Consider the following 26,056-nt stretch of genomic DNA (forward strand, 5'->3'; position numbering starts at 1 on the left):
TATGGTACAGTGCGCTACGGACGATGGCGAAATTTGCCCGCCAACTTGGCAGACCCCATCAAGAATATGAGGCGATCGCAGACCGCACGTTGAGTAAGTTCTCCCGCTTCTGGAACCCAGATTTAGGATGCTGCTATGACGTACTCGATAGTCCTGACGGCGATGATGCCTCACTGCGTCCCAATCAAATTTTTGCCGTGTCCTTACCGGTCGCCGGGGCAAATAGTCATGCACCGCTACTCACCCCTGCCCAACAGCAAGGCGTTGTCGATACTTGTGAACGCTTACTGTTGACTTCCCATGGGCTGCGATCGCTAGCTCCCAATCAGCCTCAATACCAGGGACACTACGGCGGCAACTCATTGCAGCGGGATAGTGCGTATCACCAGGGAACGACCTGGGGCTGGTTGCTGGGTCCTTTTGTGTTGGCACATTTGCGAGTGTATAACAATCCTACTCAAGCGCGACAATTCTTAGAACCAATCGCTCATCATCTGTTGACTCACGGTCTTGCTACTTGCAGTGAAATTTTTGACGGGGATGCTCCCATGACTCCACGCGGCTGTATTGCCCAAGCCTGGACCGTTGCAGAAGTATTGCGCGCCTGGGTTGCAACCGAGCAAGCTTAGGAGTGGAAATGGTCTAATTCCACTCCCTCAGTCTTTGCCATAACCGCTGCGGCATTTCACTCACAATTGAGACTAAAACGCTATTACATTGGCGTTCATCAACTTCTCATCTTGCCCTCAGCCTTTCTATTGGTTGATCAGCCGATACTTCAGCTAGTAAATAAACCTGTAACCGAATCTCTCAGCATGGAGTATTCCCCACTATGGTAACGACAACCGCAGAAGAGCAACGATTGGAAGCAGCGATCGCCCATACTGCACACTGGCGCAGATGGGGACCTTACTTGAGCGATCGCCAGTGGGGCACGGTGCGCGAAGATTATAGCCAGCATGGCACTGCCTGGGACGATTTCACCCATGATCAGGCACGATCGCGTGCCTACCGCTGGGGTGAAGATGGGTTGTTGGGCATTTCCGATAACCATCAGCGGCTATGTTTTGCGATCGCCCTGTGGAATGGTGAAGATCCCATCTTGAAAGAGCGTCTGTTTGGTCTCACAGGTAACGAAGGCAACCACGGGGAAGATGTTAAAGAATACTATTTTTATCTGGACAATACCCCGACGCATTCGTATATGAAGGCGCTTTACAAATATCCGCATACAGCCTTTCCCTACGACCAACTGGTAGCAGAAAACCGTCGCCGCGATCGGCATCAATCAGAGTTTGAGTTGCTAGATACAGGTATCTTTGACGACAATCGCTACTTCGATGTGTTTGTGGAATACGCCAAGCGATCGGCGGAAGATGTGCTGATCCAAATTACCATTATCAATCGTGGTGCAGAAGCAAAAACGCTGCATTTGCTGCCGACTCTCTGGTTCCGCAATACCTGGTCGTGGGATGGTAAATCAGACAAACCAACCTTACAAGCCCTTCATTCTGACGATGACAGCACTCTGATTGGAGCCTTTCATCCGACGTTAGAGAAACGATGGTTCTATGCACAAGGAAAGGCAGAGGTTCTCTTCACAGAAAATGAGACCAATAGTGAGCGCCTTTTTGGAGTGCCCAATGCCTCCGCTTACGTGAAAGATGGCATTGATGAGTATATTGTGCAGGGTCGCAAGGAAGCGGTGAATCCCGCTCAAACAGGTACGAAAGCGGCTGTTCATTACATCTTGACACTCTCGCCGGGAGAAACCAAAACCATTCAGCTACGCCTTAGTGATGTGCCCAATTTAGCACAACCGTTAGGGCATGAATTTAACGCCGTCTTTGCGGCACGGAAGCAGGAAGCCGATGCATTTTATCAGCGCATCACGCCTTTCCCTCTCAGTAAAGATATGCGAAATGTCCAGCGGCAAGCCTTTGCAGGTATGTTGTGGTGTAAGCAGTATTACCACTACATTATCGAAGACTGGTTGAAAGGCGATATCACTGCACCAAAGCTGCCAATAGAGCGCAAGCGGGGCAGAAATCGCGAGTGGTTCCATTTCTACGCTGATGATATTCTCTCCATGTGTGACAAGTGGGAATATCCCTGGTTCGCTGCCTGGGATCTGGCTTTCCACTGTATTACCCTGTCCATGATTGATCCTGATTTCGCTAAATATCAGTTGGATGTGCTGACGCGGGAATGGTATATGCATCCCAATGGGCAAATTCCCGCCTATGAATGGGCGTTTGGCGATGTCAATCCACCCGTTCACGCTTGGGCAACCTGGCGGGTTTATCAAATGGAGCAAAAGATCTATGGCAAGAGAGATCGCCAGTTTCTAGAGCGTGTCTTTCAAAAGCTCATGCTCAATTTCACCTGGTGGGTGAATCGCAAGGATACCAAAGGCAACAACGTTTTTCAGGGTGGCTTTCTGGGACTGGATAACATTGGCGTGTTCGATCGCAGCGCTGCCTTGCCCACTGGGGGACATATTGACCAATCCGATGGCACTAGTTGGATGGGGATGTATTGCCTCAATATGCTGACGATCGCCCTGGAATTGGCAAAGACCAATCCTGTCTACGAAGATATCGCTACCAAGTTCTTTGAACACTACCTCTACATTGCCGATGCCATGAACCATATCGGTGAGATGGAAGCATCGCTTTGGGATGAAGCCGATGGTTTCTACTATGATGTGCTGCATTTGCCGGACGATCGCCAGATTGAAATGAAGGTGCGATCGATGGTCGGGTTGATTCCCCTCTTTGCCGTTGAAACGATAGCACCAGAAACTCTCCAACAGTTACCTAACTTCAAGAAACGTCTGGAATGGTTCATCCAAAATCGTCCTGACCTCCGACGCAATGTGGCTTGTATGGAAACAAAAGGGATGGGTGCAACTCGGTTGCTGGCGATCGCTTCCCAGGACAAACTCAAACGCATTCTACAAAAAATGCTGGATGAGTCTGAATTCTTTGGCGACTACGGGATTCGAGCTGTCTCCCGCTATCACGCTGATCATCCCTATATCTTTTATGCCAACGGGATGGAGTGCCGCGTCGATTATGAACCCGCAGAATCCAGCAGTGGCTTGTTTGGTGGCAACTCCAATTGGCGCGGTCCTGTCTGGTTTCCGGTAAACTTCCTGCTGATTGAATCGCTGCAAACGTTCCATCATTATCTGGGCGATGACTTTAAGGTTGAGTGTCCGACAGGTTCTGGTCAGATGCTGACGCTTCGGGACGTGGCGGCTGCTTTATCACAACGGCTGACTCGCATCTTTCTGAGAAACCCAGCGGGCGATCGTCCCGTTTATGGCGCTACTGAGCAATTTCAGACTGATCCACACTGGCGTGATTTAATCTTGTTCTACGAATATTTTCACGGCGATAATGGAGCAGGTATTGGTGCCAGCCATCAAACGGGGTGGACTGGTTTGGTGGCTCAACTGATTCAGCAATTTGGCGAATACGAGGGGCAATCTCCATCACCGAACGCTGTAGTGGAGAGTGTTAAAGCGCTATCCCATCCTTAGAAAGCTGAATGCAAGCTAACGGATGATTATTATGTTGGGTCTGCCTTGTGGGAGAACCAGTGATGATACCAAATTAAATTGGAGCCATTACAGATCAGATAAACTGAGCGATGTAGAGGTGAGAGTCTAACAATGGCTGGAGTAAGCGCAATCGCAATTAAAGAAAGTCTCGAGGAGCTAGGCACCCGTTTGCGAGCGGTTGAACAGCCGATACTCAAAGAGCGATTGCAAGTGTTGTACTGGCTCAAACAAGCGCACGCACCGAGTGTCAGTCAGATTGCGATTGCAATTGGCAGGCATCGGGGCACGGTGCAAAAATGGTTAGCCCTGTACCGAGCGCAAGGATTAGAAGCATTGCTGGTGGTTAAACCCACTCCAGGAGGAGGCAACCGGGTGATTCCAATGTGGGCGGAGGTTGCCTTAGCCAAGCGATTGCAGGAACCGAGCAATGGGTTTAGCAGCTATGGGAAGGTGCAGCAGTGGCTGTTAGAGAGTTTAGGGGTAGAAGCCGAGTATCATGCGGTCTACCAGATGACGCGCTATCGACTCAAAGCGAAACTCAAGGTCGCCCGTCCTCAAAACATCAAGCAGAACCGAGTCCAGCGAGAGGCATTTAAGCAAACCTCGCAGACGACCTCGACTTATTGAGTCAGTACTATCGGCAGGTGCGCCAGGATGAGCGACCGATTCGTTACTTCGCACAAGATGAGAGTCGCTTTGGACTTCACACGCTCATCGGACGATTAATTACGGCAGTTGGGGTTAAACCCATCGGGGCGTGGCAATGGATATTCAAAGCATTCTGGCTATACGGTGCTGTGGAACCTACCACAGGAGAGTCCTTTTTCTTGCAATTCTCCCATGTCGATACCGCATGCTACCAATGGTTCTTAGATGAGTTCTCCAAGGCTTACCCCGATAGTCTCAACATCCTGCAAGTGGATAACGGACGGTTCCACAAAGGCAAAGACCTTATTGTGCCAGAGAACATTATCTTGGTGTTTCAACCGCCTTACTGCCCAGAGTTAAATCCTATCGAGCGTTTATGGGAACATCTCAAGGCGGATCTCAAGTGGGCTGCGTTCAAAACGCTTGACCAACTGCAATCCAGGGTTGATCAACTCTTAGCCCAGCTAACCCCTCAAGTGATTGCTTCCCTTACAGGCTACCCCTTTATCCTCAATGCACTATCTGTCATTGACACCATTTAAATTGGTATGACAACGAACCTTCAAGTGGGCGATCGCTTCCCCGATTTTGTTTTGCCCAATCACCAGAATGATCAAACACAGCTTTCTCGGTTCACACAACCTGGTCTGATGGATCAAACGCTAGGTTTTCTGGATGGTTATCCACTCATTCTGGTGTTTTATCGAGGCTTTTTTTGCCCACGCGATCGTCAACAGTTTCGCCAGCTTGTGCAATTTCAAGAGGAATTAGCAGTCAACTATGGCAAACTTGCTGTGGTAAGTGCCGATCCACCGCTCGTGCAAGCTGCCTTTCGGGCGGGTTTGGAGGCACAGTGGCAATTTCTAGCGGATGAACAGCGAACCATCATCAAACAGATCAACATCTTGGATGAAACGGAAGGCGAGTATGCCTACCGTGCTCAGCCTTATACATTTGTCCTGCGTCCGAATCTAACAATCCACAAAATCTACAATGGCTGGTTTTTTGTTGGGCGACCGACGATCGAAGAACTGCGACACGATCTGCGGACACTAATGGAAACGCGATCGGACTACCGCTACGAGTCATACAACACTCCCGATGTGAAGCAAATTCGCATTCCCCAACAAGATTGGCTTGATGGGGCACCACCCTTGGGCACGAATGGTTTAACGGTTGGGCAAGGCATCATTCGCTGGTTTGATCTTCAGTCAGGTAACGGCATGATTGTCAGAGATGACACGAATGACGAGATCTTCTTCAATTTCACAGCCATTCCCGGTGAAGGCTATCGCACACTGCAAGCAGGCACATTCGTCAAATTTGAGTTGGTTGAAAATAAAGCGGGGTTGACTGCTCGCAATATTCAAAAGCAATGAAAACGTTAGTCTTCATTGTCTACCAGAACTAATGTTTCTACTTAAGACTTTAGTTACGTGTCTCCTAAAAATGGTAATGTTCTAGACTTGTGGAAATGAGGGAAAATGAGATATAGCAATCGAGTAGTTGGTTAGGACAACGCTTTGAAGGCATTATCGACTGCATCCCAAAGAGTTTGAAACTGATTGAGGGTTTTACGTAAGTAGTGCTTCAGCCGCGCCCAAAACTTTTCAATCTTGTTCAAGTCCGGGGAATAGGGTGGCAGAAATAGAACAAGGCACCCAGCTTGCTCAATCTGCTCTCGAATTACCCTCGATTTGTGAAAACTGGCATTGTCCATCACGACCACTTGTCCTGGCTTTAACTGAGCCACGAGAAACTCTTGTACCCAGGTTTCAACTAACACACTGTCGCAATAGCCCTTGAAGGTCATCGGCGCGATCACTTGACGCTCACACCATCGCGCAATCATGCTGATGCGCTCCGTTCGATGCCCTAATTTCAGGGCCTCAAATCGCTTGGATTGCTCACACCATCCATAGGCATAGTCTTCGGTGTCATCCACACCGGCTTCATCCACATAAACAAGTTGCTCCGGAAGGTAGGCTTGCAATTGGGCTAAGCAGACTTGCCGTTGCGCTTCATCCCGTTCCCGATAGCCATAGCTCTTTTTTTTCGAGTGAAACCAATCCGCTTTAAGGCTTTACCCAGGGTGTGGTCACTGATTGGTTGACCCCACTGCTCTGCCATCTCCTTCTGCGTCAAATGTCCATGCTGCTTGGCAAAGACTCGAAATTGCTCCAAATCAGTGATCTTGCCTTGGGGACCACGTGGATAGTGCCGAATAGCACTGGGTGAACCTGTTGCGTCTCGTCGTTTGAGCCACAGGTCAATCGTGTTGCGGCTAATGTTAAACAGTTGGCTGACGTGGCTTTTACGGTGTCCACTAGCAATCGCGTCCAATACTTTTTGGCGCAGGTCCTCGCTGTAAGGAGCAGGCATGGGAATAGCTATCCATTACTTAGGTGTATCTGTATATCCTGTCTTAACTATCCTCTCGATTGCTATAGGTGTTATTGCTAAATTTGCAGCATGGTTTTGGAACCTGTTCCTTGTCCTACTTGTGGTAGTACTGATGTCGTGAAGCATGGTCAATCTGAGACAGGCAAACAACGCTACAAGTGCCGCAACCGCGAGTGTAACCGCAGAACCTTCATCCGAGACTATGCTTACCGAGGCTACTTGCCCGATGTCAAACAGCAGATTGCCGACATGGCGGTTAACGGCAGTGGCATCCGAGATACTGCCCGTGTGCTGAGAATTAGTCCTACAACTGTAATTGAAGCATTAAAAAAAAGATCGTCATCTGCAATCGATCAATCAAGCTCGGTTAGCTGAGATAGAACCCGCTCAGACAATGGTGCGGCTGTGCCAATGGGAGGAGGTAGAGGCAGAAGTCGATGAAATGTGGAGCTTTGTTCAATCCAAGCAGCAACAACGGTGGTTATGGCATGCCATCGACCACCACACCGGTGCAGTATTAGCTTATGTGTTGTCAGACCACAAAGACAGTGCCTTTCTCAAACTCAAATCATTGTTGGAGCCATTCGGAATTACCCAGTTCTATACCGATGGTTGGGGCGCTTATGAACGCCATCTTGAGCCTGCTGTGCAGACCGTTGGCAAAGCCAATACTCAGACCATTGAGCGCAAACATCTCACTTTACGCACTCGGATTAAGCGGCTGGCTCGAAAAACGATTTGCTTCTCCAAGTCCATTTGGTTACATGATGTCGTCATTGGTCTATTCATCAACCGCTATGAATTTGGCTTAGACATCTAAGGTCAATCCACAAGTCTAGAACACAACCCTAAAAATATCCAAGTGGTAATTTTAGTTCCTACCTTCAATTGCTAGAATTTCTGTCAAGCGTTTAAGGCATTGAGTTAAACTCAATGCCTTAATAGTGTTCCAGTAGAAGGATCGCATTGGAGACTAAGCTCAGGCAACTAGCCTTGTTCATAATCTCCTCGTAATCCCCCGTCGTGAACTCCTCTTGATCTGCAAAGAATACCCGTCGTGGCAACTTGCGCCAATATTCGCTCTTATTAAGCTGTAGCTGTACCGTCTGCCGCAAACTGGGATCGGTGAGATAGCGCAAGATGTATAGGGTCTTGAGGATACAACCGAGATTGGTAAACGCCTTGCAGAAAAAGCCTTTCAAGCGAAACCGTAACTTTCTGTTCAAATGCGCCCGCTGGTCCTACACCGAGATACGGGTCAAGTTTTCAAGGTTCAATCGGGTGCAGTCTCTGAGTAACGATAGAGGTTGGGTAGACTCGTAGATGTTGCTGGAGGAAGATTTAATGAAAATTGCAGTTGTCACATTTGAGGGCTTCAATGAAATTGACTCATTTGTTGCCCTGCATATTTTGAATCGGGTAAAACGCGAAGGTTGGAATGCTGAAATCGTTGCACCAAGCGATCGCGTAACATCAATGAATGGAGTAACAGTTCATACGCAGCAACCATTCTCGTTTGTGAATCAAGCGGATGCTGTTTTGTTCGGGAGCGGCAAACTGACCCGAACTTTGATTCAAGATGAGAAGTTGATGGCGGGTTTTCAACTCAATCCGTCACGTCAACTGATTGGTTCACAATGTTCAGGTGCACTGATTATGAAACGAATTGGACTGGTCGAAAATATTCCCATTTGCACTGATTTAGTGACTCGTCCGTGGCTAGTTGAATCGGGTGCTCAAGTTATCGATCAATCCGGTAGTGGACTAGACCTGTGGAAATAGGCAACAATCAAAAGGGTAGTTGTCTGGAGACTTGAATATGGTGCTTGAACCGATTCTTTGCCCAACCTGCGGAAGTAACGATGTCGTCAAGCATGGTCAATCTGGGGAAGGCAAGCAACGCTACAAATGCCGTAACTCCCAATGTTCTCGCTCTACTTTTATTCGCGACTATCGGTATCGTGGATACCTCCCAGAAGTAAAACGGCAAATTGCAGGGCTGGGGTACTTACGAAGACCAAGGCATCAAAGAGGTTGCGCTTTGGCTTGGCAAACCCTTCGACGGAAAGGCTGCTATCGCTGGCAATGGTGTGATGATCGCACTGCACGCAAAATCCTGGGAAGCGGTTGAAGCGTTCTACTCGGCAGCCCTGTCCAATGGTGGTACATCTGAAGGGGCACCTAGACTCCGCCTGCAATATAACCCTGACTTCTATGCTGCCTACGTCCGCGATCTAGATGGAAACAAACTGGCGGTTGTGTGTCGTGGTTTCACGGAACGGCAAGGCAGTGATGAGTCTAAGAGATTGTAAATTATGACACCAGAAATTAAGATAGCTTCGATAGAAGATCTGGAAATTCTTTTGCCACTCGTTCGGGCGTTCCACGAATTCGAGGATCTCCACATTACAGAAGAACAAAGGAAAAGCTCACTTACTGCATTGTTGGCCAATGCAGTACTTGGTGGAGTTTGGCTAGTTTATTATAATCACCAACCTGTTGGGTATATAGCACTGTGCCTTGGTTATAGTATTGAGTTCGCTGGAAAAGATGCTTTTATTGATGAATTCTACATTAGACCTGAATTTCGAAGAAAGGGACTAGGGAAGCAAACCTTAGAATTTATTAAAATGGCGGCGAAAGATCTTGATATTCGCGCAATTCATCTTGAAGTTGCAAGAACGAACACTAATGCTCATAAGCTTTACTCTCGCTCTAACTTCGAGGTCCGTGACAAATATGTACTCATGTCAGTCAATCTATAATGAAACGTATCAATTAATTCCAGCCTCTACTCAGTATCTCTATAAAGTTAAATTGCCAATCTAATGATGTGAAAGCCGTTAGAATCTGAACCGTATAGAGTATGAGTATTAGTGTGCCTAACAACGAGTGAACGGGGTCGTTGTGCCGCCTGAGATATTGATGAGGGCAGTACGCAGAGATTATTTATTAGTGTTTAGAGTCAATTTGTTTTCAGTTATCGATGAAACAGTCATTTGAGGTTTCTGGAAGGGTGATCCAATTATTTTTAATTGATCGATCTTTTGTTTGGTCGAAGAATCTGGAGCAGGAACAAACGAGACGAGTTTTGTGCCGGGAGGATCATCATCTAAAGCATCATCATTTCAAATTTCAGTTGTCCCGAAGTACAATGGCTGACGCTTATCTCCTCGTTTTGAACCGCTTGCACCTCAGCATTATGAACCAATTGTGCTTTTTGGCTTGCTGCACGAACAATGCTGACGACGGTATTGTAAGCTAATCGAGTTGTCCGACTAATGCCCCACAGACTGCTGCCTTCACTGTGCGCTTGCAAGACTTGGCGAATTTGTTTAGCCCTGAGATGATGACGGTAGTAGAAACTGTCAAAGGATTCGGAAAAGGTTTGATGGCAGATGGGACAGAGATAGTGTTGATGTCCGTTGGGCATCTTGCCATGTTTATGAGCTTTGGGATGACTACACAAGGAGCATTGCATACACGGTTTATGTTGAGAGATTCTGCCCTACTCTACTAATGCCACATCCGTTTGATGCACTACCATTCATTTAACAACAGCATTTTCTCAGCAAAAATTTATAGTTTTGTTAGGGTCACATCATATTGTTGCAGCCAATTTTACTTAAAGTCTTGAATCTGTGAACGGAGTGGGCGATCACTTATTTCAAATTCTCAGGGTAGTGAATCAATGCAGCGTTTTGAGAAGCAGAAAGTCCCTACGTAATCCTCTAATTGTTAGAATTCGTCAATCAGCTGGGTTTGGTGTACGCAAGTAACTATATTCGGATGCTACTGATGCGCCAATTGTGGGAGACGATCCATCAACTTAAACAGAAACACTTCGCTTCATCCTCGTTGCAATTTCGTCTTACTGTCGAAATTGCAACATTGTCAGTTTTGTCTTTGGGTGGTGTTGCCATTTGGACTGGTTGGAAGATGCAACAAGTTTTGATTGCAACTCATACCCAGACTGTTGAATATATTGCAAGCCGCTTTCCTCGTGATGTAGAACTTTACAGCGAGATGTTGCCAGTCAAAACTGGACTGCAAAAAACAATTAATAATGTGGCTGTGTCGGGCTTAGTGGTTTGGGTCAAGAGCGTTGATGGTCAGCTATTGGCGCAGTCTATGGGCATGAATTCATCTTTTTCTGCCACGGCTGAATTAATTTCTCTTGCAGAGATGCCTTTAAAGCCGCAAGTCTACCTAGTCGATCATCGTTATCTCATTTTGTATGTAAGCCCAGTGGTATTGCAGGGGAAATTACTGGGTAAAGTTTACATGGCGCAGGATGTGACGGAGGAGCAACGTCATTTAATTGCAATGCTTCAGGGTTTAGCGGTGGTTTGCATCCTAGCAACGTTGTTGACAATGGCGGCGATCGCTCTGCGGATTCGGCGATCGCTGCAACCATTACAAGATATCAACCAGATTGCAGGCGCAATTTCAGCCGAGGATTTGAGTAACGTTAAGTTGCAACTGAGCAATGCTCCTAATGAGGTAAAGGAACTGGCTCAAACCCTTGAAATGATGCTCTCTCGGCTTTCGGATGCTTGGGAACAACAGCGTCAGTTTGTCAGCAATGTCTCCCACGAACTGCGAACCCCTTTGACGGTCGTGCTGGGCTATCTGCAAAGTTTGCTGCGCCGCAGCACAAACCTAAACGATTATCAAAAAGAAGCTTTAGAGACTGCGGCTTCGGAAGCTGAGCGCACAGTTTGCCTGCTGCAAGATCTATTAGATCTGGCGCGGGCAGACAGTGGCTATATGCACTATCGTCTAGAACCAGTCCTGCTCAACGACCTTGTTACAGAGGTAGCAGGGATGGCAGCAAAGTTTAGTAACCGATCCATCAAGGTTCAAGCCAATGAAGAGGTTGAGGCGATTGCAGACCGTGATTGCTTGAAACAGGTGTTGATCAACCTAATTGATAATGCCGTGAAATACTCTGATCAGTCTGTTGAACTGATGATAGAGCGGGTAAATCAACAGGCAATTATTCAAGTGTGCGATCGCGGTGTTGGCATTCCTCTTCAAGATCAAAGTCGTATTTTTGAACGGTTCTATCGTATAGATAAAGCTCGAACTCGTTTAGCTAACGACGGCATCACCCAAATGACTGGAGGACATGGGTTGGGGCTATCAATTGTAAAAACTTTGCTAGAAGGAATGGGCGGCAGCATTACTGTGCGATCAAAACTGGGTGAGGGGAGTGTTTTTGCGATCGTTTTACCCACGCAACTTTAGAAACCCTCACGGCAAAAGTCAGCGGTTGCAGATTTCCTCGAACTCAGCACTAGTGTTCAGTCAATCAAGAAGTGACGAGTAGAAGGAGTAAGATTGAGTCAGTCCTTTCAACGGTGCTGGTATGGTTAAAAAGTACATCGTTAACTTAAACGAAACAGAACGGCAGTCTCTCGAACAACTGGTCACGACCGGCAAACGAGCTGCCTACACGATCAATCATGCGCGGATTCTTCTGAAAGCGGATTGCAATCAACCGAACGGGAGTTGGCGTGACCAGGACATCAAAGATGCCTTTGACATTAGTTTGCGAACGATTGAGCGGGTGCGGCAACGATTTGTCGAAGAAGGTCTGGAAGCTGCGCTTAAAAGCCGTCCGGGTGGAGGACGAAAAAGAAAGTTGGATGGGGAAAGTGAGGCACATTTGATCGCATTGCGATGTAGTGAGGCTCCCGAGGGAAAGGGGCGCTGGACGTTGCGATTATTGGCAGATCAAATGGTGGAACTGGGGTATGTCGAACAGTTGAGTCATGAAAGCGTGCGACAAGTGCTGAAAAAAACGAACTGCAACCCTGGCGGCAAGAGTGCTGGGTAATTCCACCGGAGCAAAACGCAGAGTTTGTCTGGCGAATGGAAGCAGTGCTGGACCTGTATCAAACAGCTTATAACCCCAACGTTCCAGTGGTTTGCATTGATGAGGCAACCAAGCAATTAGTCAAAGAAACCCTCGTTCCCATGCCAGCAGAGCGGGGACAACCGGAACGGGTCGATTATGAGTATGAACGCAACGGCACAGCGAACTTGTTTATGGTGAGTGAACCGATGGTGGGATGGCGGCGGGTGGAAGTGACAAAGCAACGCACAGCCCTCGATTATGCCCACTTGCTCAAAACCTTGGTCGATGTAGATTATGCCCAAGCCGACAAAGTGATCGTCATTGCCGATAATCTCAACACCCATTCACCCGCTTCACTTTACAAAGCCTTTGAGCCAACCGAAGCGCAGCGAATTTTGAGCCGCTTGGAGTTTTGTCATACTCCTAAGCATGGCAGTTGGTTAAACATGGCTGAAATTGAACTGAGTATTTTGAGTCGTCAATGTTTGGATCGTCGCATTCCTGATATGGATGTGCTCAAGCGGGAAGTTGCAGCTTGGCAGGACAACCGCAATCATGAGGAAACCTGGATTGACTGGCGCTTTGCGACGGCGGATGCCAGGGTGAAATTAAAGCGGCTTTACCCGTCTATTAATAATTGACTAAACACTAGGATACCCATCAATCCGCTGCACTTATGGGTTAGCTAGGTGTTGTCGAGCTTTTTGCATCACAGACTCGATGTACTCGACTTTGCCTGTTGTGTACGCTTCCCGATCGCTGAAAAAGCGTTGAGCAAGATTGTACTTCAATCTTGCATAACGTTCGGCTTCGTCTGAATGCTTGCGAAGGTGGTCTCGAAACAACAAACGCTCCCACAATTCGCTATCTGGTTCAACCATGTGAATGTGGTGAGTGCGTGGACCGGTGGGGGGTAAACCTTTCACAAAAAACATCCGCTGGGGGTCAGGATTATCAACCCAGTAAGCATAACCCAGGTACTCTAGCTGAGAAACTGCAACTTGTTTTGCTTCTGCAAGTGAGCGTACCTCTACCAACAAATCAATAATGGGCTTCGCCGCTAACCCTGGAACTGCTGTGCTGCCAAAATGCTCAATACGAGTGATGAGATCTCCGTCTAGAAACGCCCGAATGCTTACAGCTTCTTGTTCAAAAAGTAGCACCCAGTTTGGGTTGTAATCAGTGATGATAATTTCATCCATCGGTCTGCAACTTGTCGATATGAACTGGGCCAACCCAATGCTAACCCTTCTACAGACAATCTAATACCGCTCCAACCTAGACCCGAAGCCAGCTAACTATTAATTCATTGGACTGTTTCTGCATAATGACCCTGCCAAGTGGATTATCAGGATTTTTTCCGTATATTTTCAGAAATTGGTTTGCATGAGGCGAAAGACTTTTGGGACTAACGCGATCGCGCTACTTATAGCGATGAGTCAGCAAATCTCCTTGTCTGTAGATGTGGTGCGATCGCAATCTGAGAAGAAGCTGAATTCAAGCTGAGAGTTTTTTACGACTACATTCAGGAGATTTCTGCTCTTACTTCAGATAGGCTTCAGTGCTGACTGAGATGCTTTTAACCAGTGAGCCAGTAAGGTTTACTCAAGAAAATCATCTCACGATTCAACAGTTAGTCAGGAGTAACCCATGAAATTAGCTTCTTTGCTTACAGGTCTTGCAGTGGTTGGATTATTTACCGTTGGAGATGTTTCATTAACGGCAGTGCATCCTTCATTGACTCAAGTAGCCACTGCGGCTGAAATGCCAACTGCTCAACAAAAAATCGCCCTAATCACTAAAAATAAAGGGCAAATCGGCGGTGGCGATCAACTCCGTCGATTTTTCTTCGGAGAGTTAGATCCAATCGGCATTCAGCCAGGTGGAGGAGGTCATGTGGTCAACCTATATAACAAAGCCAACGATGTGACCTTCTCATACTGTGCGCATTTTGACGTGGTGGTTGCAGTGAAGAAGGGAAAAGTGGCTCAGTTTCTTGCCAGTGAAGTGAAGTAGGGCACACAGTCAAAAAAATCAAAATTTAGAAGCTAGGAGTCAGAAGAAAATACAATTTCTTTTTCCTAGCTGCTTTTTATCAGAATCACCCCAATTCAAGAGAGGTTGTATATGGAATTCAGGGATGTGATCTTGCTGCTACATCCGATCGCCGCTGTAGTGATTGTGTTCCCACTCATTGGCATTGTTCTGAATCGCGCCCTTCAAACACGGCAACGTCGATTGCAGACTGCTAGCGGAGAGAAGAGCAAAATTCCTCCAAGTGCAGGACAGGAGCATGTACAGCTTGGTCGTTGGCTGACTGGCGCAGTAGTAGGAATTGTTCTATTAGCATTAGCCTATGACATCTTTAGCAATATTTTTGATCAAAAAGTTTGGGATCAAAGCCCACTTAAGGTAGGAATAATTATCATAATTTTTGGCGTTGCGATCGCGTCTCTAGCGTTGCTTTACCGTGCAAAAACACGACTGTGGCGAGGAGTATTTGCAACTCTCACAGGCATGAGTTTGGTTGTGCTTGGTTGTCAAGATGGTATCTATCGCAAAACAGATCAGTGGTACTTTTCTCACTACTATTACGGCATCACTGCGGCACTATTAATGATTTTTTCTCTGGCAATTTTGCGCGAGATTTACCAAGATAGAACCAACCGCTGGCGTACCATTCACATTGTTCTCAATTCCATTGCGGTGCTCATTTTCATGGGTCAGGGCATTACTGGAACCCAATCACTACTGGAAGTTCCCCTCGCATGGCAAGAACCCTATGTTAATCAACTTTATGGGCAGCAATGCGATAAGAAACCTTGTACGGTTCAAGCAGCGCCTGCCCCTCAAATAGCTAAATAATACTTGCTTGAAGACGGACGAGGAAGATATTAACGTGGCAATAATTGCTCCTACATTTTTTAGGCTAAAACCCCTAAGGATTTTAGCTTTCTTCTTGCAACTTTCGTTGCCGGGTTAATATGCAGCGACAGATATTTATCAAATTGGCATCATTGAGTTGAGTTGTGATTGAGTTTCGACTTCGCTCAACTCGCGGTGGATAAGTGAAGTCGAAACCCGCTATCAACGGATAACAACCCAGTTTTATTGTGAGTCGGCGATATGGACTCTGCACAGGCTACGCCAACACTCTTTTTTGCTGCTGAACTTGAAAGCGATCTCGCTAAAAATGTCGTCTAACCCTTGCAGCAGAGTAGGCTGTTTTCGCTTCGCAACGACTTTACCTTTAAGGTTCTCTGCTGCAAGTTCATACTATTACCTACGGTCGGTGGCTCGCCCCCGATAGGCTGCCATCATCCTCTTCATTTCTGCCATCATTTCCTTCATCTCAGTCATCATTACTTGTTGTTGCTGCTGAACTTCTTGCACGGTCGATGTACTTATTGTTCTGGGCTGAATGGTACCTAACCTCGTCCTACCAATCAGTATCTCCATTTGCTGTATCAGAACCTGTTGCTGCCTATATAAATCGTTCGTTGTTGTAGGCTTTCCGGATGGCACAGAAGTTAGCGCTTTCATTTCTGCCATCATCAGTTTCATTTGTGTCATCATCTCTTGCATATCTTCGGTAACTACTCGCAGTTCCCGAAACATCCGCTGTATCGTCGCGTCTTGCTGGGCGATAACAAAAGTCGGCGTTTTGGCTGTAGCAGGTACAGCCACAGACACAATTATCAAGCTAGACACAATGCCATAAACAAGTCTTTTCACTGGAAAAACTCCTTAAACTATTCGTTAGATTAGATGCCTTTAGTCAATTTGAGACACTAAGCACATCTAGTAAGTTACAAATTAAAGTAAATCTAAGAAATCCGAATGAGAGGGAGTTTAAAAACAGAGTAAAGCAATATGATTAGTTAATGAGAAAATACAATATCTTGGTATTAAATTAAAGAACAAACTAATTTGAATCTATCTGTTGGGTAAACTTTTATAAAAAAATTATAAGAGTGGCAATTCAAATAGATTAATTTCTGGTACCGACAGAGAAGCCTTAAGCAGATAAGGTAGCAGTCTTCTAAATAAATCTACTCATCGGCAAAGTATTTACTTTAGAAGTTTCTATACCTTTTTTGAACAAGAATTACTACATTAGACATTATTGGAAATAGCGAAGCACTAGAAAGCACGACAAGAGAGTACTTCTAGCAATTTTAAGCTTAGGCGGTTTTGAGTTGAGGATGGGTGAGTTGACGATGAGTGAGCCGAAAGTTGTGCAGTCCGCAGGCAGTTTCCATCACATCATCCGCATAATAGCCAGTTCGGTTGCGAAACTTGTGTGCCACAATGTTGCAGCGTTTGATGCCACTGATTTGATGTTCTATTTCGACTCGTTCGCTGGAAATCTCCCGGTTGTGGTGTTTATCTTGGTCGCTTAACTGCTGGTTTCGAGGCTTTTTCTTCGGTTGTCTAATCGTCACTCCAGGGGGTGCAAACCCTTGAAACCCTCTGTCTTGCCACAAGGTACTGCCGGGTGGAAACTGGTATTCCTCGCCGTCACAAATGGCTTTGTCATGCACACTGCCACAGTAGGTGTCGCTTAAAAACACAACCTTTCCCCCCCGCTCACTGATGATATTGTTGGTCATCGTATGACGCTTCTTTTTGCCACTGTAATAATCCTGCTGGCGCTCTGGGTCTTTTGGCCGATTCATCGGGCGCTCAGTGCCGTCGATGATGAACTCCAAACTGGGACACTCCCTTAACACCGCTTCTAGCCGTGCGGGTTCTCGCTCCGGTAATTGTTTCTCATAGCCCAATGCTTGATTCAATATTCGGCTCAACTTGTGAATCCATTCCCAGGCTTGGGTTTGTCCAATCCCAAACAAAAACCCTTGCACCGTTTGGGTGGGATACACTCGGAAGTACACCAAAATAAATAACAGTTTGTCTGCACTGCTGGACACCTCAGCGTGTCGTCCTCCCCCATAGCGACGGGCACGAGGTCGCTTAATGTATTCCCGTTCGATATATTCTTGCCATGCCACCTCAAAGCTTTCCAGCAATTGCTCAAATTCCGCAGGCTTTAATCCCGTGAGACTTTGCAACACGTAGGGCTTACCTTGAACTTTGCTATAGCTCAACATCGCTGGTTCCGTTCGACTTGCGTTATCTTTTTCGCATCCTATTCTATTTCCGATTAAGTCTATTGCACTGAATCGAATCGCATAAACAGAAGTCTTCAGGACGAACTCAGATCTTCTTCAGGCTCTTCTCATCTTGAGCCATCATAATGGAATTGCTCGTTTAGCTTTATTTCAGGGCAACCCAGTGAATATTCAGCCTGATACAAAACTTCGGCAGCGTATTTGGAAGCAGTTTTCTCGCGTTCAGCTTGCCACAGTGATCATGGTAGGAAGCGTAGTTGTATCGGGTGCAATCATTGCCGCCTGGTTTGCTAAACAAGGAACAATTAACCAAATTTTTCAGACTTTGAACCAGCTTCAAGAAAATCCACCCATGTGGATTGAAGCGCCAATGATGGTTGGGCAATATCTGCTGTTTTGGACAGTGGCGTTGTTCTTAGTCGTGTTGGTAGTGATGCGGCTGACTCCTCAACCGCGAACCTGGTCAAGAAACCTGGTGATTAGTATTTTGGCAATTTTGACCCTTCGCTACTTGCTCTGGCGATCGCTCTCCACCCTCAATCTCAGTACCCCGCTTAACGGCGTATTCAGCCTCGGATTGTTTTTTCTAGAGTTATTGACTCTGACAGGCACCATCATTCAACTGACCTTGCTGGTAAAAGTCCGCAGTTCGCAAGATGATCCTGAAGGAACTCGCCGACCTGAAGCCGATTTATTATCAATGGATGTAATCAACGGTGTTTTCACACCCAGTGTCGATATCCTGGTTCCCACCTACAATGAACCTCCTTTCATCCTTCAACGCACCATCATTGGCTGTCAGGCACTAGAATACAGCCCTAAAACAATTTATCTGCTAGATGATACCCATCGTCCAGAAGTGCAGGCGCTAGCAGCGGAACTGGGGTGTGAATACATCACCCGACCGGATAACCTTCATGCTAAGGCCGGAAACCTGAATCATGCGCTCGCTTATACCAGTGGAGAACTCATCGTAGTCTTCGACGCAGATTTTGTGCCTACAAAAAACTTTCTGACTCGCACAGTCGGCTTCTTTCAAGATCAGCGAGTCGCGTTAGTGCAAACGCCTCAAACGTTTTACAACCCTGATCCGATCGCCCGCAACTTGGGCTTGGAACACATCCTCACACCCGAAGAAGAAGTGTTTTATCGCCAAATTCAACCCATCCGAGATAGTGCTGGAGGAGTCGTTTGCTCTGGCACATCCTTTGTGATGCGGCGCTCTACCTTAGTAGAAACAGGCTCTTTCGTCACAGAATCCCTGAGTGAAGATTTTTTCACGGGCATTCGGTTGGCAGCACAGGGGCATCGCCTGGTTTATCTAAATGAAAAGCTGAGTGCGGGTTTAGCAGCTGAAAGTATGGCAGATCAAGCGTTGCAGCGAGTTCGCTGGGCACAGGGAACCTTGCAGGCGTTTTTTGTGAAGTCCAATCCCTTAACGATTCCGGGTTTACGCCCAGTCCAGCGGCTTGCTTATCTAGAAGGGCTGCTGCATTGGTTTACCAGCATTTCTCGCGTAGGCTTTCTGCTAATACCGCTGGCATATTCCTTTTTGGGTGTGATTCCCCTACGGGCAACGGGTGCCGATATTTTGTATTTCTTTGTGCCCTATTACCTGGTTAATCTGAGCGTGTTCTCATGGCTCAATTATCAATCGCGATCCGCCTTGCTCGCAGATGTCTATTCAGTCGTGTTGTGCTTTCCGCTAGCGTTGACCGTGATTAAAACGATGCTGAATCCATTTGGCAAAGGCTTTAAGGTGACGCCCAAGGGCACTTCCAGCGATCACTTTTTCTTTAACTGGCAGTTGGCGTTGCCCTTGATCATTGTGTTTATCGCCAGTGCTTTCAGCTTGTGGATTAACTTGGGTATTAACTTAGCGATTGGCATGTGGCAACCTGGCATGTCACCCGTGATGGCTGAGAAAATGAAGGGTTTCGATTTAGGGTTGCTCTGGAGCATCTACAACCTGTTGATATTGGGAACTTCTCTACTTGTGTTGATCGATGTTCCACGTCCTAATCTGCATGAATGGTTTGATCTCCATCGAACAGTGCGGTTGCACATAGGGGAACAAACATTTTGGGGCACCACAAGCGCCATCTCAGAGGTGGGTGCCCAGGTGATTCTGACACAAGCAGGCTTTCCAATGGTGTCACAGAGCCTGAAGGGTCAAGCTACGACTACATCAATTCCAGTCGAGCTAGAGATTTTGGAAAATAAGTTAGTCCTTCAAGGCAGGGCAACCTGTACGAGTATTAAAGATGAACAGTCAACAGTGCGAGTTATGTTTGAGCAAGTTAGCCTCAAACAGCAGCGACAACTAGTTGAAATGCTATTTTGCCGTCCCGGTCAATGGAAAAGCCGTTGTTCTCCAGGAGAATTGCGATCGCTCTGGCTGCTGTGTAGGATCATTCTCAGACCCCGGTTTGTCTTCGATCGCAATCCTGATGTCAGCGTAGTGGCTGTATCAAAAGTTTGAGATGGGCAATTTCAGGCTGCTGTCGCAATAACTACGAAAGTCAATGCCTTTGATTTCGTCGTTTTGGTTGACACAATTCACAAGCATGATGCACCTCAATCTGGAGCGATCGATGAGAGGTGTGAAGTTCATGCGAAACAAGCATAATGCTCCAAAACAACATTCCAACTCCAAGCAAAAAAATGATCAACACCACTTGGGATAACCAACTAATACCTGTCGCGATCGCAATTGCAATTGCAAACATATCGACTATCAACACAAGAACAGCAGTATAAACCCATTCCAAGACGGTATGCACAATATGATTACGGTGAAACAAATCCGGCAGTAACAAATGCTCTAAATCGTGAAGATGCGCGGCTCTAGAAGGACTGCTGCTTAAATCAATTTCAGAAAGACTCAAAATCTCTTGATTAACTGAGCGCAGATGATTGCTAATTCCGCTGTAGTGAGCAATCAGACCATTTTGCAGAATGGCACAAGCGGTAATCATCACAACAGGTGCAAGGATTAGACTAATCGCCTTAACAATTGTTTCACTAGTCATAGAGCGCTTTTTCAGTGTATGGAACAACTCTTTCTTCTACTGGATAGCAGTAAATCTGTCATCAAATGATCACACTGGGCAAGCGTTATTCTGCTTAAATATTACGGGCTGTTATCCCAGTTTTATTATGATCACTACTGCTCCCGCAAGGCATAGCCAACGCCACGCACGGTATGAATCAGGCGCTTTTCACCCTTCTCTTCTAGCTTCAAGCGTAAATAGCGAATGTAAACCTCAATAATATTAGAATCGCCCATAAAGTCATATCCCCAGACCTTTTCTAAAATTTGGTCGCGGGTAAATACCTGACGAGGATGGCTGAGCAAATATTCAAGCAAGTCAAATTCTTTTGCGGTTAAATCTGTTGCCCGCTGACCTCGATGGACCTCGCGGGTGCGGCGATTTAAGATCAAGTCTTCAAACTGCAATAGATCTTCGTCCGTTTCCTGAGTGCGGCGTAGATGGGCACGAATTCTTGCCAAGAGTTCCTCAATACTGAAGGGTTTGACGACGTAATCATCGGCTCCGGCATCTAGACCCGCGACGCGATCGCCCACATCATCTCGTGCAGTCAACAAAATGACGGGAACTTTGCTACCCGTTGCCCTCAGCCGACGACAGAGTTCAACGCCCGTCAAACCGGGTAGCATCCAATCTAAGATCGCTAAATCTGGCTTCGATTCCCGCGCCAAAGATAATCCTGACATGCCATCATGCGCCACACTCACGCGATAGCCTTCGCTGCTCAACTCTAGTTCAATAAACCGAGCTAGCTTGACTTCATCTTCTACCAATAGAATATGTGCGGTCATCGTTTAGCTCCTGAGATGAGCATGATCTTGTGTTGTGCCGTAGTTTGAATGATTGAAGGAAATGAGTGTACGGACTTAATAATTTGATTTTTTTGAAAATTTGTCGCAGGTATAACACCTTTGATACAGGTCATTTCAAACGTTCTTTCGTAATTTTTTAGAAACTTTTTATCTATTTACAGTGTGTAACTGAAGCTTCATTCGACGCTGAGAGGAAGATTAAAAACTGCTGAAGAAACTAAATCTAGAGCATTGCACAAGGTAAGTCAGCAATTTTTTGAAAATTACTTGCCTTTATAAGAAATTACCTGCCTTTATAAGATTTTGGTTCTAAGAAGTATACTTTCTAGAGATATAAGTCTCCGATAACAAAGGTTTTAACCACAAATTGTTAAGTCTTTAATTAAGCAAACAGAAAGTAGTGACAGCAACTTCAAAGCACCCGCAGCAGACTGTATTAGAAGTTCTCTCCTCCTTGAGCTACCGCACAGGAGAGCTTAGCAGCTATCTGCAAGAAGTTGCTCAAGGATTGAGCGAACTGATGGAACTAGATTGGTCGGTGGTCACATTCTGCAAAGATGATTCCGAACGCATTTTGGCAAGCACCATTAATTTGGGAGAATCAGCCGATGAGATGTATTCTTTACACGGTAGTTTAACGGGAACCGTAGTTAAGACAGGGCAGCCTTTGGTGGTAGAAGATGCCACAACCTGTACAAATTATGGCAATGCGCCAGAAGGTTATCGAGCTTATTTAGGAGTTCCTCTGCGGACTCCGGCGGGTGAAGTAATTGGCACTATTTGTTCATTTCAGCATCAACCGCGCTACTTCACTGAGGCAGAAGTGCAACTGGCAAAATTGTTTGCTGAACGGGCCGCAACGGCGATTGATAACTACCACCTTTATCAGCAACAGCAGCAAGTTAACAAACAGCTTGAGGCAGAAATTAAAGACCGTCGCCAAGCCCAAATTGCCCTACAAGAAAGTGAAGAAAAGTTTCGTCAGCTTGCCGAGAATATTGAGCAAGTTTTTTGGATACGCAGACCCGACGGTCAAATCCTTTATCTCAGCCCCGCTTTTGAACAAGTGTGGGGACAATCCTGTCAGCAGTGGCTTCACGATTGCAGCCTGTGGGCAGCCTCCATTCACCCTGACGATCGCACCCGAATGCTAGAAGCACAACGGCTTGGGCAGGGAAAAGTGGATGAAGAATATCGCATTGTTCGCGCTGATGGTTCAATTCGGTTAATTAGAGATCAGTCATTTCCGGTGCGCGATGATTCAGGACATGTTTACCGCATTGCCGGAATTGCTGAGGATATTACGGAACGCAGACAAGCTGAGCAGGAAATGGGGAAAGCGATCGCCGCTTTGGCAGAAGTGGGCGAATTAGCCGCCATGATCGTGCATGAAGTTCGCAATCCTCTAACTACGGTACTGATGGGACTGGATGCAATCAAGTCGATAGAATTGCCAGAATCAGTTCAAGAGCGGCTCAACTTATCGTTAGAAGAAGCAGACCGCATTCGTAACCTGTTGAAGGAAATTTTGCTCTACGCAAAACCACAAGTGCTTCAGCTCTCCGAGTTAGAGGTCAATGCATTTATTGGCGATACGTTGGAAAGCATTCGCATGATGCCTGCAATCAGCCGAAAAATTGACTTTGTGCCAGCACCCTATCCCATCAGGGTTTTAGCCGATAAAGATAAACTGAAGCAGGTATTTATCAATTTAGTAGACAATGCTTGTCAAGCACTTTCAATAGAAAGTGCCAATGCAGATGCAAGAATCACATGGACTGTAGAACCAGATTTAACGACTAATTCGGTCTACATTCGGATACACAATGGCGGCAATCCAATTCCTCCCGAAACGCTGCCAAAGATAATGAAACCTTTTTTCACTACAAAATCTTGCGGAACAGGATTGGGATTGGCAATCGTAAAACGCATCATAGATGCCCATTCTGGAGAACTGATGATCACCTCTAATGCGGCGGAAGGAACCCAAGTAAGCATTAAATTTGCGATCGCGTAGGCGTTGCCTGAGCTTCAATATTTAGTGAAACGTAAACACATACATTAGAATTTTTGGTGAATAAAGAAGAGAGGGTAAGTTCACAGTTCGCGATCGCTGCAATCAGGTTAAATCGCAACCCGAAACGCTTGTGTCGAACTCGATGCATAATCAAATTTTTGCCTTTGTGAAACTGGTCGTTATCCACTTGCAACAGGTTGAGACTCTCTGAGTAAGCCTTAGAGAACTCATCCAAGAACCACTGATAGCACTCGGCTATCGACATGGAAAAATTGCAAGAAAAAGCACTCTCCAGTGGCAGGTTCCACAGCACCATATAGCCAAAATATCAGTAGAGCACTTGCAATTGGTCTTTAACGGTTGGCGTATCCGCTTAGCGGAACTGTTGGGCCAAGTCATACCAATTTAAATGGTGTCAATGACAGATAGTGCATTGAGGATAAAGGGGTAGCCTGTAAGGGAAGCAATCACTTGAGGGGTTAGCTGGGCTAAGAGTTGATCAACCCTGGATTGCAGTTGGTCAAGCGTTTTGAACGCAGCCCACTTGAGATCCGCCTTGAGATGTTCCCATAAACGCTCGATAGGATTTAACTCTGGGCAGTAAGGCGGTTGAAACACCAAGATATAGCGTTTCCGGCTCCTGTGAGGTACAAACTAAAGGCTCAAACCCTTGCTCTCTATTATTCTGCCCGTACCTCATCCGACAGAAAACCGCTATAATGTTCTCTGGCACAATAAGGTCTTTGCCTTTGTGGAACCGTCCGTTATCCACTTGCAGGATGTTGAGACTATCGGGGTAAGCCTTGGAGAACTCATCTAAGAACCATTGGTAGCATGCGGTATCGACATGGGAGAATTGCAAGAAAAAGGACTCTCCTGTGGTAGGTTCCACAGCACCGTATAGCCAGAATGCTTTGAATATCCATTGCCACGCCCCGATGGGTTTAACCCCAACTGCCGTAATTAATCGTCCGATGAGCGTGTGAAGTCCAAAGCGACTCTCATCTTGTGCGAAGTAACGAATCGGTCGCTCATCCTGGCGCACCTGCCGATAGTACTGACTCAATAAGTCGAGGTCGTCTGCGAGGTTTGCTTAAATGCCTCTCGCTGGACTCGGTTCTGCTTGATGTTTTGAGGACGGGCGACCTTGAGTTTCGCTTTGAGTCGATAGCGCGTCATCTGGTAGACCGCATGATACTCGGCTTCTACCCCTAAACTCTCTAACAGCCACTGCTGCACCTTCCCATAGCTGCTAAACCCATTGCTCGGTTCCTGCAATCGCTTGGCTAAGGCAACCTCCGCCCACATTGGAATCACCCGGTTGCCTCCTCCTGGAGTGGGTTTAACCACCAGCAATGCTTCTAATCCTTGCGCTCGGTACAGGGCTAACCATTTTTGCACCGTGCCCCGATGCCTGCCAATTGCAATCGCAATCTGACTGACACTCGGTGCGTGCGCTTGTTTGAGCCAGTACAACACTTGCAATCGCTCTTTGAGTATCGGCTGTTCAACCGCTCGCAAACGGGTGCCTAGCTCCTCGAGACTTTCTTTAATTGCGATTGCGCTTACTCCAGCCATTGTTAGACTCTCACCTCTACATCGCTCAGTTTATCTGATCTGTAATGGCTCCAATTTAATTTGGTATCATCCAAACTTTCTTTCACGTCTATTGACGTTACACCAGCCATTACTAGACCATCCAAACAACTCCGCTCAGTCTAGTCCTTTGCCGCTTACTCTATCTAAATTGGTATGAGGTGCCAAAAACCACTCCAAAGCCTCAGACAAGTTTTGCAGCAGATGATAATCGATTTCCAAGGTTGTTGGGTCTTATGGCTCATAAAGGTTGAGATGCGGTTCAATCCCGTCCCAGAATCCAAAGCTGTCCAGTTTCATAAAACTCCCCGCGTTGTTCCATGGAGTATCCTCCCAAAAGCAAAGCCAACCAAAGTTGGATTAAGGGTATCCCCATTGCTCGCTGAAGCTGCACTAAAGGAATTGTTGCCATCTGGTGATCTCCCATCCACCGGGAGATCGCCCTTGCCCACGCTGCCACATCTTCGTCGTGGGCTAAAGCCAACGTACGGTTGAAGATTTCTGCTTCCGTAAGATCTGGCTCCTGACTCATCTGTTGATCTAGCACTTGCAGCACTGTGGTTCGATTTAATTCCCCAACTACTGAATCACCCTCCGCAATCGCTTGCCGCTCTGTAATTTTTCTAGGTAGAGTCGCCAAAGGTTTGATGAACTGGTCGAAATCCACCTCCATTGTTTGGCGGACATACTGATCGAACGCCTCGGTTGGCATCACCGGACCCTCATCGCTGGTTGTTGCCTCCAATTCCTCAAACGCCAGCGTAGAGCGATCGCAAAAGACCTGAGCAATTTGGGAGATCGCTTCTGCTGCTACCTGTAACTGCCCCACTGTATCCAATGACAACAACGCCGCATCCAACCCATCCAGCAGTTGTCCCACATCTGCTTCATCGGGTGCGATCGCTGCTTCCTTTAGCACCTCCCACAACCCCAACTCTAATTGCTCAATCTGCCTCATCTCTTA

General features: G+C 46.7%; 27 protein-coding genes and 2 pseudogenes. 16 read left to right on the forward strand and 13 right to left on the reverse strand.

Annotated elements, in window-relative coordinates; genetic code table 11:
* From JOY44_RS28220 to JOY44_RS28240, 5 genes are all read left to right on the forward strand, one after another.
* Positions 1–629, forward strand: a 629-nt coding sequence (locus JOY44_RS28220) for an amylo-alpha-1,6-glucosidase (RefSeq protein ID WP_281063346.1), incomplete at its 5' end; no start/stop codon positions are given.
* Between the two features lie 203 nt (positions 630–832).
* Positions 833–3,547, forward strand: a complete 2,715-nt coding sequence (locus JOY44_RS28225; protein ID WP_171576763.1) for an MGH1-like glycoside hydrolase domain-containing protein — start codon at positions 833–835, stop codon at positions 3,545–3,547.
* A gap of 132 nt (positions 3,548–3,679) precedes the next feature.
* Complete coding sequence (locus tag JOY44_RS28230) at positions 3,680–4,195, forward strand: helix-turn-helix domain-containing protein (RefSeq protein WP_171572405.1); 516 nt, start codon at positions 3,680–3,682, stop codon at positions 4,193–4,195.
* Entirely contained in the window at positions 4,192–4,758 is a 567-nt protein-coding gene (locus JOY44_RS28235) for an IS630 family transposase (RefSeq protein ID WP_171572406.1), read from the forward strand. The genes JOY44_RS28230 and JOY44_RS28235 overlap by 4 nt, the downstream gene beginning before the upstream one ends.
* Before the next feature lie 6 nt (positions 4,759–4,764).
* Positions 4,765–5,595 carry a cold shock domain-containing protein gene (locus tag JOY44_RS28240; RefSeq protein WP_171576764.1) on the forward strand — a complete coding sequence of 277 codons (831 nt, stop codon included), beginning with the start codon at positions 4,765–4,767 and terminating at the stop codon, positions 5,593–5,595.
* A gap of 131 nt (positions 5,596–5,726) precedes the next feature.
* On the opposite strand, the gene JOY44_RS28245 is transcribed toward JOY44_RS28240, so the two are convergent.
* Positions 5,727–6,598 (reverse strand): IS630 family transposase gene (locus tag JOY44_RS28245; protein ID WP_242541910.1). Its coding sequence is split into 2 segments (ribosomal slippage): positions 5,727–6,275 and positions 6,278–6,598, totalling 870 coding nucleotides; the frame shifts between segments, so codons are not numbered across the junction.
* 90 nt (positions 6,599–6,688) lie between these two features.
* On the opposite strand from JOY44_RS28245, the gene JOY44_RS33150 reads away from it, so the two are divergent.
* Positions 6,689–7,439, forward strand: a protein-coding gene (locus JOY44_RS33150; protein WP_415881146.1) for an IS1 family transposase whose coding sequence is annotated in 2 segments (ribosomal slippage) — positions 6,689–6,946 and positions 6,948–7,439 — 750 coding nt in all. Because the reading frame shifts where the segments join, the coding sequence is not laid out codon by codon here.
* A gap of 118 nt (positions 7,440–7,557) precedes the next feature.
* On the opposite strand, the gene JOY44_RS28255 is transcribed toward JOY44_RS33150, so the two are convergent.
* Entirely contained in the window at positions 7,558–7,845 is a 288-nt protein-coding gene (locus JOY44_RS28255; protein ID WP_242541934.1) for a transposase, read from the reverse strand.
* 118 nt (positions 7,846–7,963) lie between these two features.
* On the opposite strand from JOY44_RS28255, the gene JOY44_RS28260 reads away from it, so the two are divergent.
* From JOY44_RS28260 to JOY44_RS28275, 4 genes and pseudogenes are all read left to right on the forward strand, one after another.
* Positions 7,964–8,401 (forward strand): DJ-1/PfpI family protein, encoded by a 438-nt coding sequence (locus JOY44_RS28260; RefSeq protein WP_171576765.1) that lies wholly within the window; start codon positions 7,964–7,966, stop codon positions 8,399–8,401.
* A 37-nt stretch (positions 8,402–8,438) separates the two neighbouring features.
* A pseudogene (locus JOY44_RS33155) lies at positions 8,439–8,621 on the forward strand (IS1 family transposase); the annotation flags it as partial.
* Positions 8,617–8,931 (forward strand): annotated as a pseudogene (locus JOY44_RS28270) (VOC family protein); the annotation flags it as partial. The pseudogenes JOY44_RS33155 and JOY44_RS28270, both read left to right, overlap by 5 nt.
* A gap of 3 nt (positions 8,932–8,934) precedes the next feature.
* Positions 8,935–9,384, forward strand: a complete 450-nt coding sequence (locus tag JOY44_RS28275) for a GNAT family N-acetyltransferase (protein ID WP_171576768.1) — start codon at positions 8,935–8,937, stop codon at positions 9,382–9,384.
* A 347-nt stretch (positions 9,385–9,731) separates the two neighbouring features.
* Here the strand turns inward: JOY44_RS28275 and JOY44_RS28280 are convergent, their stop codons facing one another.
* On the reverse strand, positions 9,732–10,100 hold the full coding sequence (locus tag JOY44_RS28280) for an IS1 family transposase (RefSeq protein WP_203032206.1): 369 nt from the start codon (positions 10,098–10,100) through the stop codon (positions 9,732–9,734).
* A 308-nt stretch (positions 10,101–10,408) separates the two neighbouring features.
* Between JOY44_RS28280 and JOY44_RS28285 the strand changes: the two genes are divergently transcribed.
* Together JOY44_RS28285 and JOY44_RS28290 are read left to right on the forward strand one after the other, a co-directional pair.
* A complete protein-coding gene (locus JOY44_RS28285; RefSeq protein WP_171576867.1) occupies positions 10,409–11,869 on the forward strand; it encodes a sensor histidine kinase in 1,461 nt (486 codons plus the stop codon).
* Between the two features lie 121 nt (positions 11,870–11,990).
* Positions 11,991–13,123 (forward strand): IS630 family transposase gene (locus JOY44_RS28290; protein ID WP_171573486.1). Its coding sequence is split into 2 segments (ribosomal slippage): positions 11,991–12,420 and positions 12,420–13,123, totalling 1,134 coding nucleotides; the frame shifts between segments, so codons are not numbered across the junction.
* A 33-nt stretch (positions 13,124–13,156) separates the two neighbouring features.
* Here the strand turns inward: JOY44_RS28290 and JOY44_RS28295 are convergent.
* Positions 13,157–13,684: a GrpB family protein gene (locus JOY44_RS28295; protein WP_171576770.1), complete on the reverse strand. Its 528-nt coding sequence runs from the start codon at positions 13,682–13,684 to the stop codon at positions 13,157–13,159.
* A 448-nt stretch (positions 13,685–14,132) separates the two neighbouring features.
* Here JOY44_RS28295 and JOY44_RS28300 point away from each other — a divergent pair, with 448 nt between their 5' ends.
* Together JOY44_RS28300 and JOY44_RS28305 are read left to right on the forward strand one after the other, a co-directional pair.
* Positions 14,133–14,498, forward strand: a complete 366-nt coding sequence (locus JOY44_RS28300) for a hypothetical protein (RefSeq protein ID WP_171576355.1) — start codon at positions 14,133–14,135, stop codon at positions 14,496–14,498.
* A 111-nt stretch (positions 14,499–14,609) separates the two neighbouring features.
* On the forward strand, positions 14,610–15,347 hold the full coding sequence (locus JOY44_RS28305; protein WP_171576356.1) for a DUF4079 domain-containing protein: 738 nt from the start codon (positions 14,610–14,612) through the stop codon (positions 15,345–15,347).
* Between the two features lie 414 nt (positions 15,348–15,761).
* Here the strand turns inward: JOY44_RS28305 and JOY44_RS28310 are convergent, their stop codons facing one another.
* Positions 15,762–16,217, reverse strand: coding sequence for a hypothetical protein (locus JOY44_RS28310; RefSeq protein WP_171576771.1), 456 nt, complete (start codon positions 16,215–16,217; stop codon positions 15,762–15,764).
* Between the two features lie 449 nt (positions 16,218–16,666).
* Positions 16,667–17,593, reverse strand: a complete 927-nt coding sequence (locus JOY44_RS28315) for a transposase family protein (RefSeq protein ID WP_197985628.1) — start codon at positions 17,591–17,593, stop codon at positions 16,667–16,669.
* Positions 17,594–17,855: 262 nt separating this feature from the next.
* Here JOY44_RS28315 and JOY44_RS28320 point away from each other — a divergent pair, with 262 nt between their 5' ends.
* On the forward strand, positions 17,856–20,096 hold the full coding sequence (locus tag JOY44_RS28320; RefSeq protein ID WP_171576868.1) for a glycosyltransferase: 2,241 nt from the start codon (positions 17,856–17,858) through the stop codon (positions 20,094–20,096).
* 40 nt (positions 20,097–20,136) lie between these two features.
* Here JOY44_RS28320 and JOY44_RS28325 read toward each other — a convergent pair whose 3' ends face one another.
* Positions 20,137–20,646 carry a DUF2721 domain-containing protein gene (locus JOY44_RS28325; protein ID WP_171576772.1) on the reverse strand — a complete coding sequence of 170 codons (510 nt, stop codon included), beginning with the start codon at positions 20,644–20,646 and terminating at the stop codon, positions 20,137–20,139.
* Between the two features lie 134 nt (positions 20,647–20,780).
* Positions 20,781–21,458: a response regulator transcription factor gene (locus JOY44_RS28330; protein WP_171576773.1), complete on the reverse strand. Its 678-nt coding sequence runs from the start codon at positions 21,456–21,458 to the stop codon at positions 20,781–20,783.
* 421 nt (positions 21,459–21,879) lie between these two features.
* Between JOY44_RS28330 and JOY44_RS28335 the strand changes: the two genes are divergently transcribed.
* Entirely contained in the window at positions 21,880–23,496 is a 1,617-nt protein-coding gene (locus JOY44_RS28335; protein WP_171576774.1) for a GAF domain-containing sensor histidine kinase, read from the forward strand.
* Here JOY44_RS28335 and JOY44_RS28340 read toward each other — a convergent pair.
* The 5 genes from JOY44_RS28340 to JOY44_RS28360 form a co-directional block, all read right to left on the reverse strand.
* Positions 23,477–23,761 (reverse strand): hypothetical protein, encoded by a 285-nt coding sequence (locus tag JOY44_RS28340; RefSeq protein ID WP_171576775.1) that lies wholly within the window; start codon positions 23,759–23,761, stop codon positions 23,477–23,479. The genes JOY44_RS28335 and JOY44_RS28340 overlap by 20 nt on opposite strands.
* Positions 23,762–23,901: 140 nt before the next feature.
* Positions 23,902–24,114, reverse strand: a complete 213-nt coding sequence (locus JOY44_RS28345; protein WP_242541936.1) for a transposase — start codon at positions 24,112–24,114, stop codon at positions 23,902–23,904.
* Positions 24,017–24,562 carry a hypothetical protein gene (locus tag JOY44_RS28350; protein ID WP_171576776.1) on the reverse strand — a complete coding sequence of 182 codons (546 nt, stop codon included), beginning with the start codon at positions 24,560–24,562 and terminating at the stop codon, positions 24,017–24,019. Before JOY44_RS28350 ends, JOY44_RS28345 begins: the two co-directional genes overlap by 98 nt.
* Positions 24,559–25,074: a helix-turn-helix domain-containing protein gene (locus JOY44_RS28355; protein WP_171572405.1), complete on the reverse strand. Its 516-nt coding sequence runs from the start codon at positions 25,072–25,074 to the stop codon at positions 24,559–24,561. The genes JOY44_RS28350 and JOY44_RS28355 overlap by 4 nt, the downstream gene beginning before the upstream one ends.
* A gap of 280 nt (positions 25,075–25,354) precedes the next feature.
* Positions 25,355–26,050 carry a hypothetical protein gene (locus JOY44_RS28360; protein WP_171576777.1) on the reverse strand — a complete coding sequence of 232 codons (696 nt, stop codon included), beginning with the start codon at positions 26,048–26,050 and terminating at the stop codon, positions 25,355–25,357.
* Between the last annotated feature and the right edge of the window lie 6 nt (positions 26,051–26,056).

The sequence above is a fragment of the Leptolyngbya sp. Cla-17 genome, from assembly GCF_016807185.1.
Lineage (GTDB): Bacteria > Cyanobacteriota > Cyanobacteriia > Leptolyngbyales > Leptolyngbyaceae > ULC077BIN1.

Bases quoted from the DNA above. Each gene is read 5' to 3' on its own strand.
- JOY44_RS28225 (WP_171576763.1), top strand. From the start codon at position 833: ATGGTAACGACAACCGCAGAAGAGCAACGATTGGAAGCAGCGATCGCC.
- JOY44_RS28230 (WP_171572405.1), top strand. From the start codon at position 3,680: ATGGCTGGAGTAAGCGCAATCGCAATTAAAGAAAGTCTCGAGGAGCTA.
- JOY44_RS28240 (WP_171576764.1), top strand. From the start codon at position 4,765: ATGACAACGAACCTTCAAGTGGGCGATCGCTTCCCCGATTTTGTTTTG.
- JOY44_RS28260 (WP_171576765.1), top strand. From the start codon at position 7,964: ATGAAAATTGCAGTTGTCACATTTGAGGGCTTCAATGAAATTGACTCA.
- JOY44_RS28275 (WP_171576768.1), top strand. From the start codon at position 8,935: ATGACACCAGAAATTAAGATAGCTTCGATAGAAGATCTGGAAATTCTT.
- JOY44_RS28280 (WP_203032206.1), bottom strand. From the start codon at position 10,100: ATGCAATGCTCCTTGTGTAGTCATCCCAAAGCTCATAAACATGGCAAG.
- JOY44_RS28285 (WP_171576867.1), top strand. From the start codon at position 10,409: ATGCTACTGATGCGCCAATTGTGGGAGACGATCCATCAACTTAAACAG.
- JOY44_RS28295 (WP_171576770.1), bottom strand. From the start codon at position 13,684: ATGGATGAAATTATCATCACTGATTACAACCCAAACTGGGTGCTACTT.
- JOY44_RS28300 (WP_171576355.1), top strand. From the start codon at position 14,133: ATGAAATTAGCTTCTTTGCTTACAGGTCTTGCAGTGGTTGGATTATTT.
- JOY44_RS28305 (WP_171576356.1), top strand. From the start codon at position 14,610: ATGGAATTCAGGGATGTGATCTTGCTGCTACATCCGATCGCCGCTGTA.
- JOY44_RS28315 (WP_197985628.1), bottom strand. From the start codon at position 17,593: ATGTTGAGCTATAGCAAAGTTCAAGGTAAGCCCTACGTGTTGCAAAGT.
- JOY44_RS28320 (WP_171576868.1), top strand. From the start codon at position 17,856: ATGGTAGGAAGCGTAGTTGTATCGGGTGCAATCATTGCCGCCTGGTTT.
- JOY44_RS28325 (WP_171576772.1), bottom strand. From the start codon at position 20,646: ATGACTAGTGAAACAATTGTTAAGGCGATTAGTCTAATCCTTGCACCT.
- JOY44_RS28330 (WP_171576773.1), bottom strand. From the start codon at position 21,458: ATGACCGCACATATTCTATTGGTAGAAGATGAAGTCAAGCTAGCTCGG.
- JOY44_RS28340 (WP_171576775.1), bottom strand. From the start codon at position 23,761: ATGTCGATAGCCGAGTGCTATCAGTGGTTCTTGGATGAGTTCTCTAAG.
- JOY44_RS28355 (WP_171572405.1), bottom strand. From the start codon at position 25,074: ATGGCTGGAGTAAGCGCAATCGCAATTAAAGAAAGTCTCGAGGAGCTA.
- JOY44_RS28360 (WP_171576777.1), bottom strand. From the start codon at position 26,050: ATGAGGCAGATTGAGCAATTAGAGTTGGGGTTGTGGGAGGTGCTAAAG.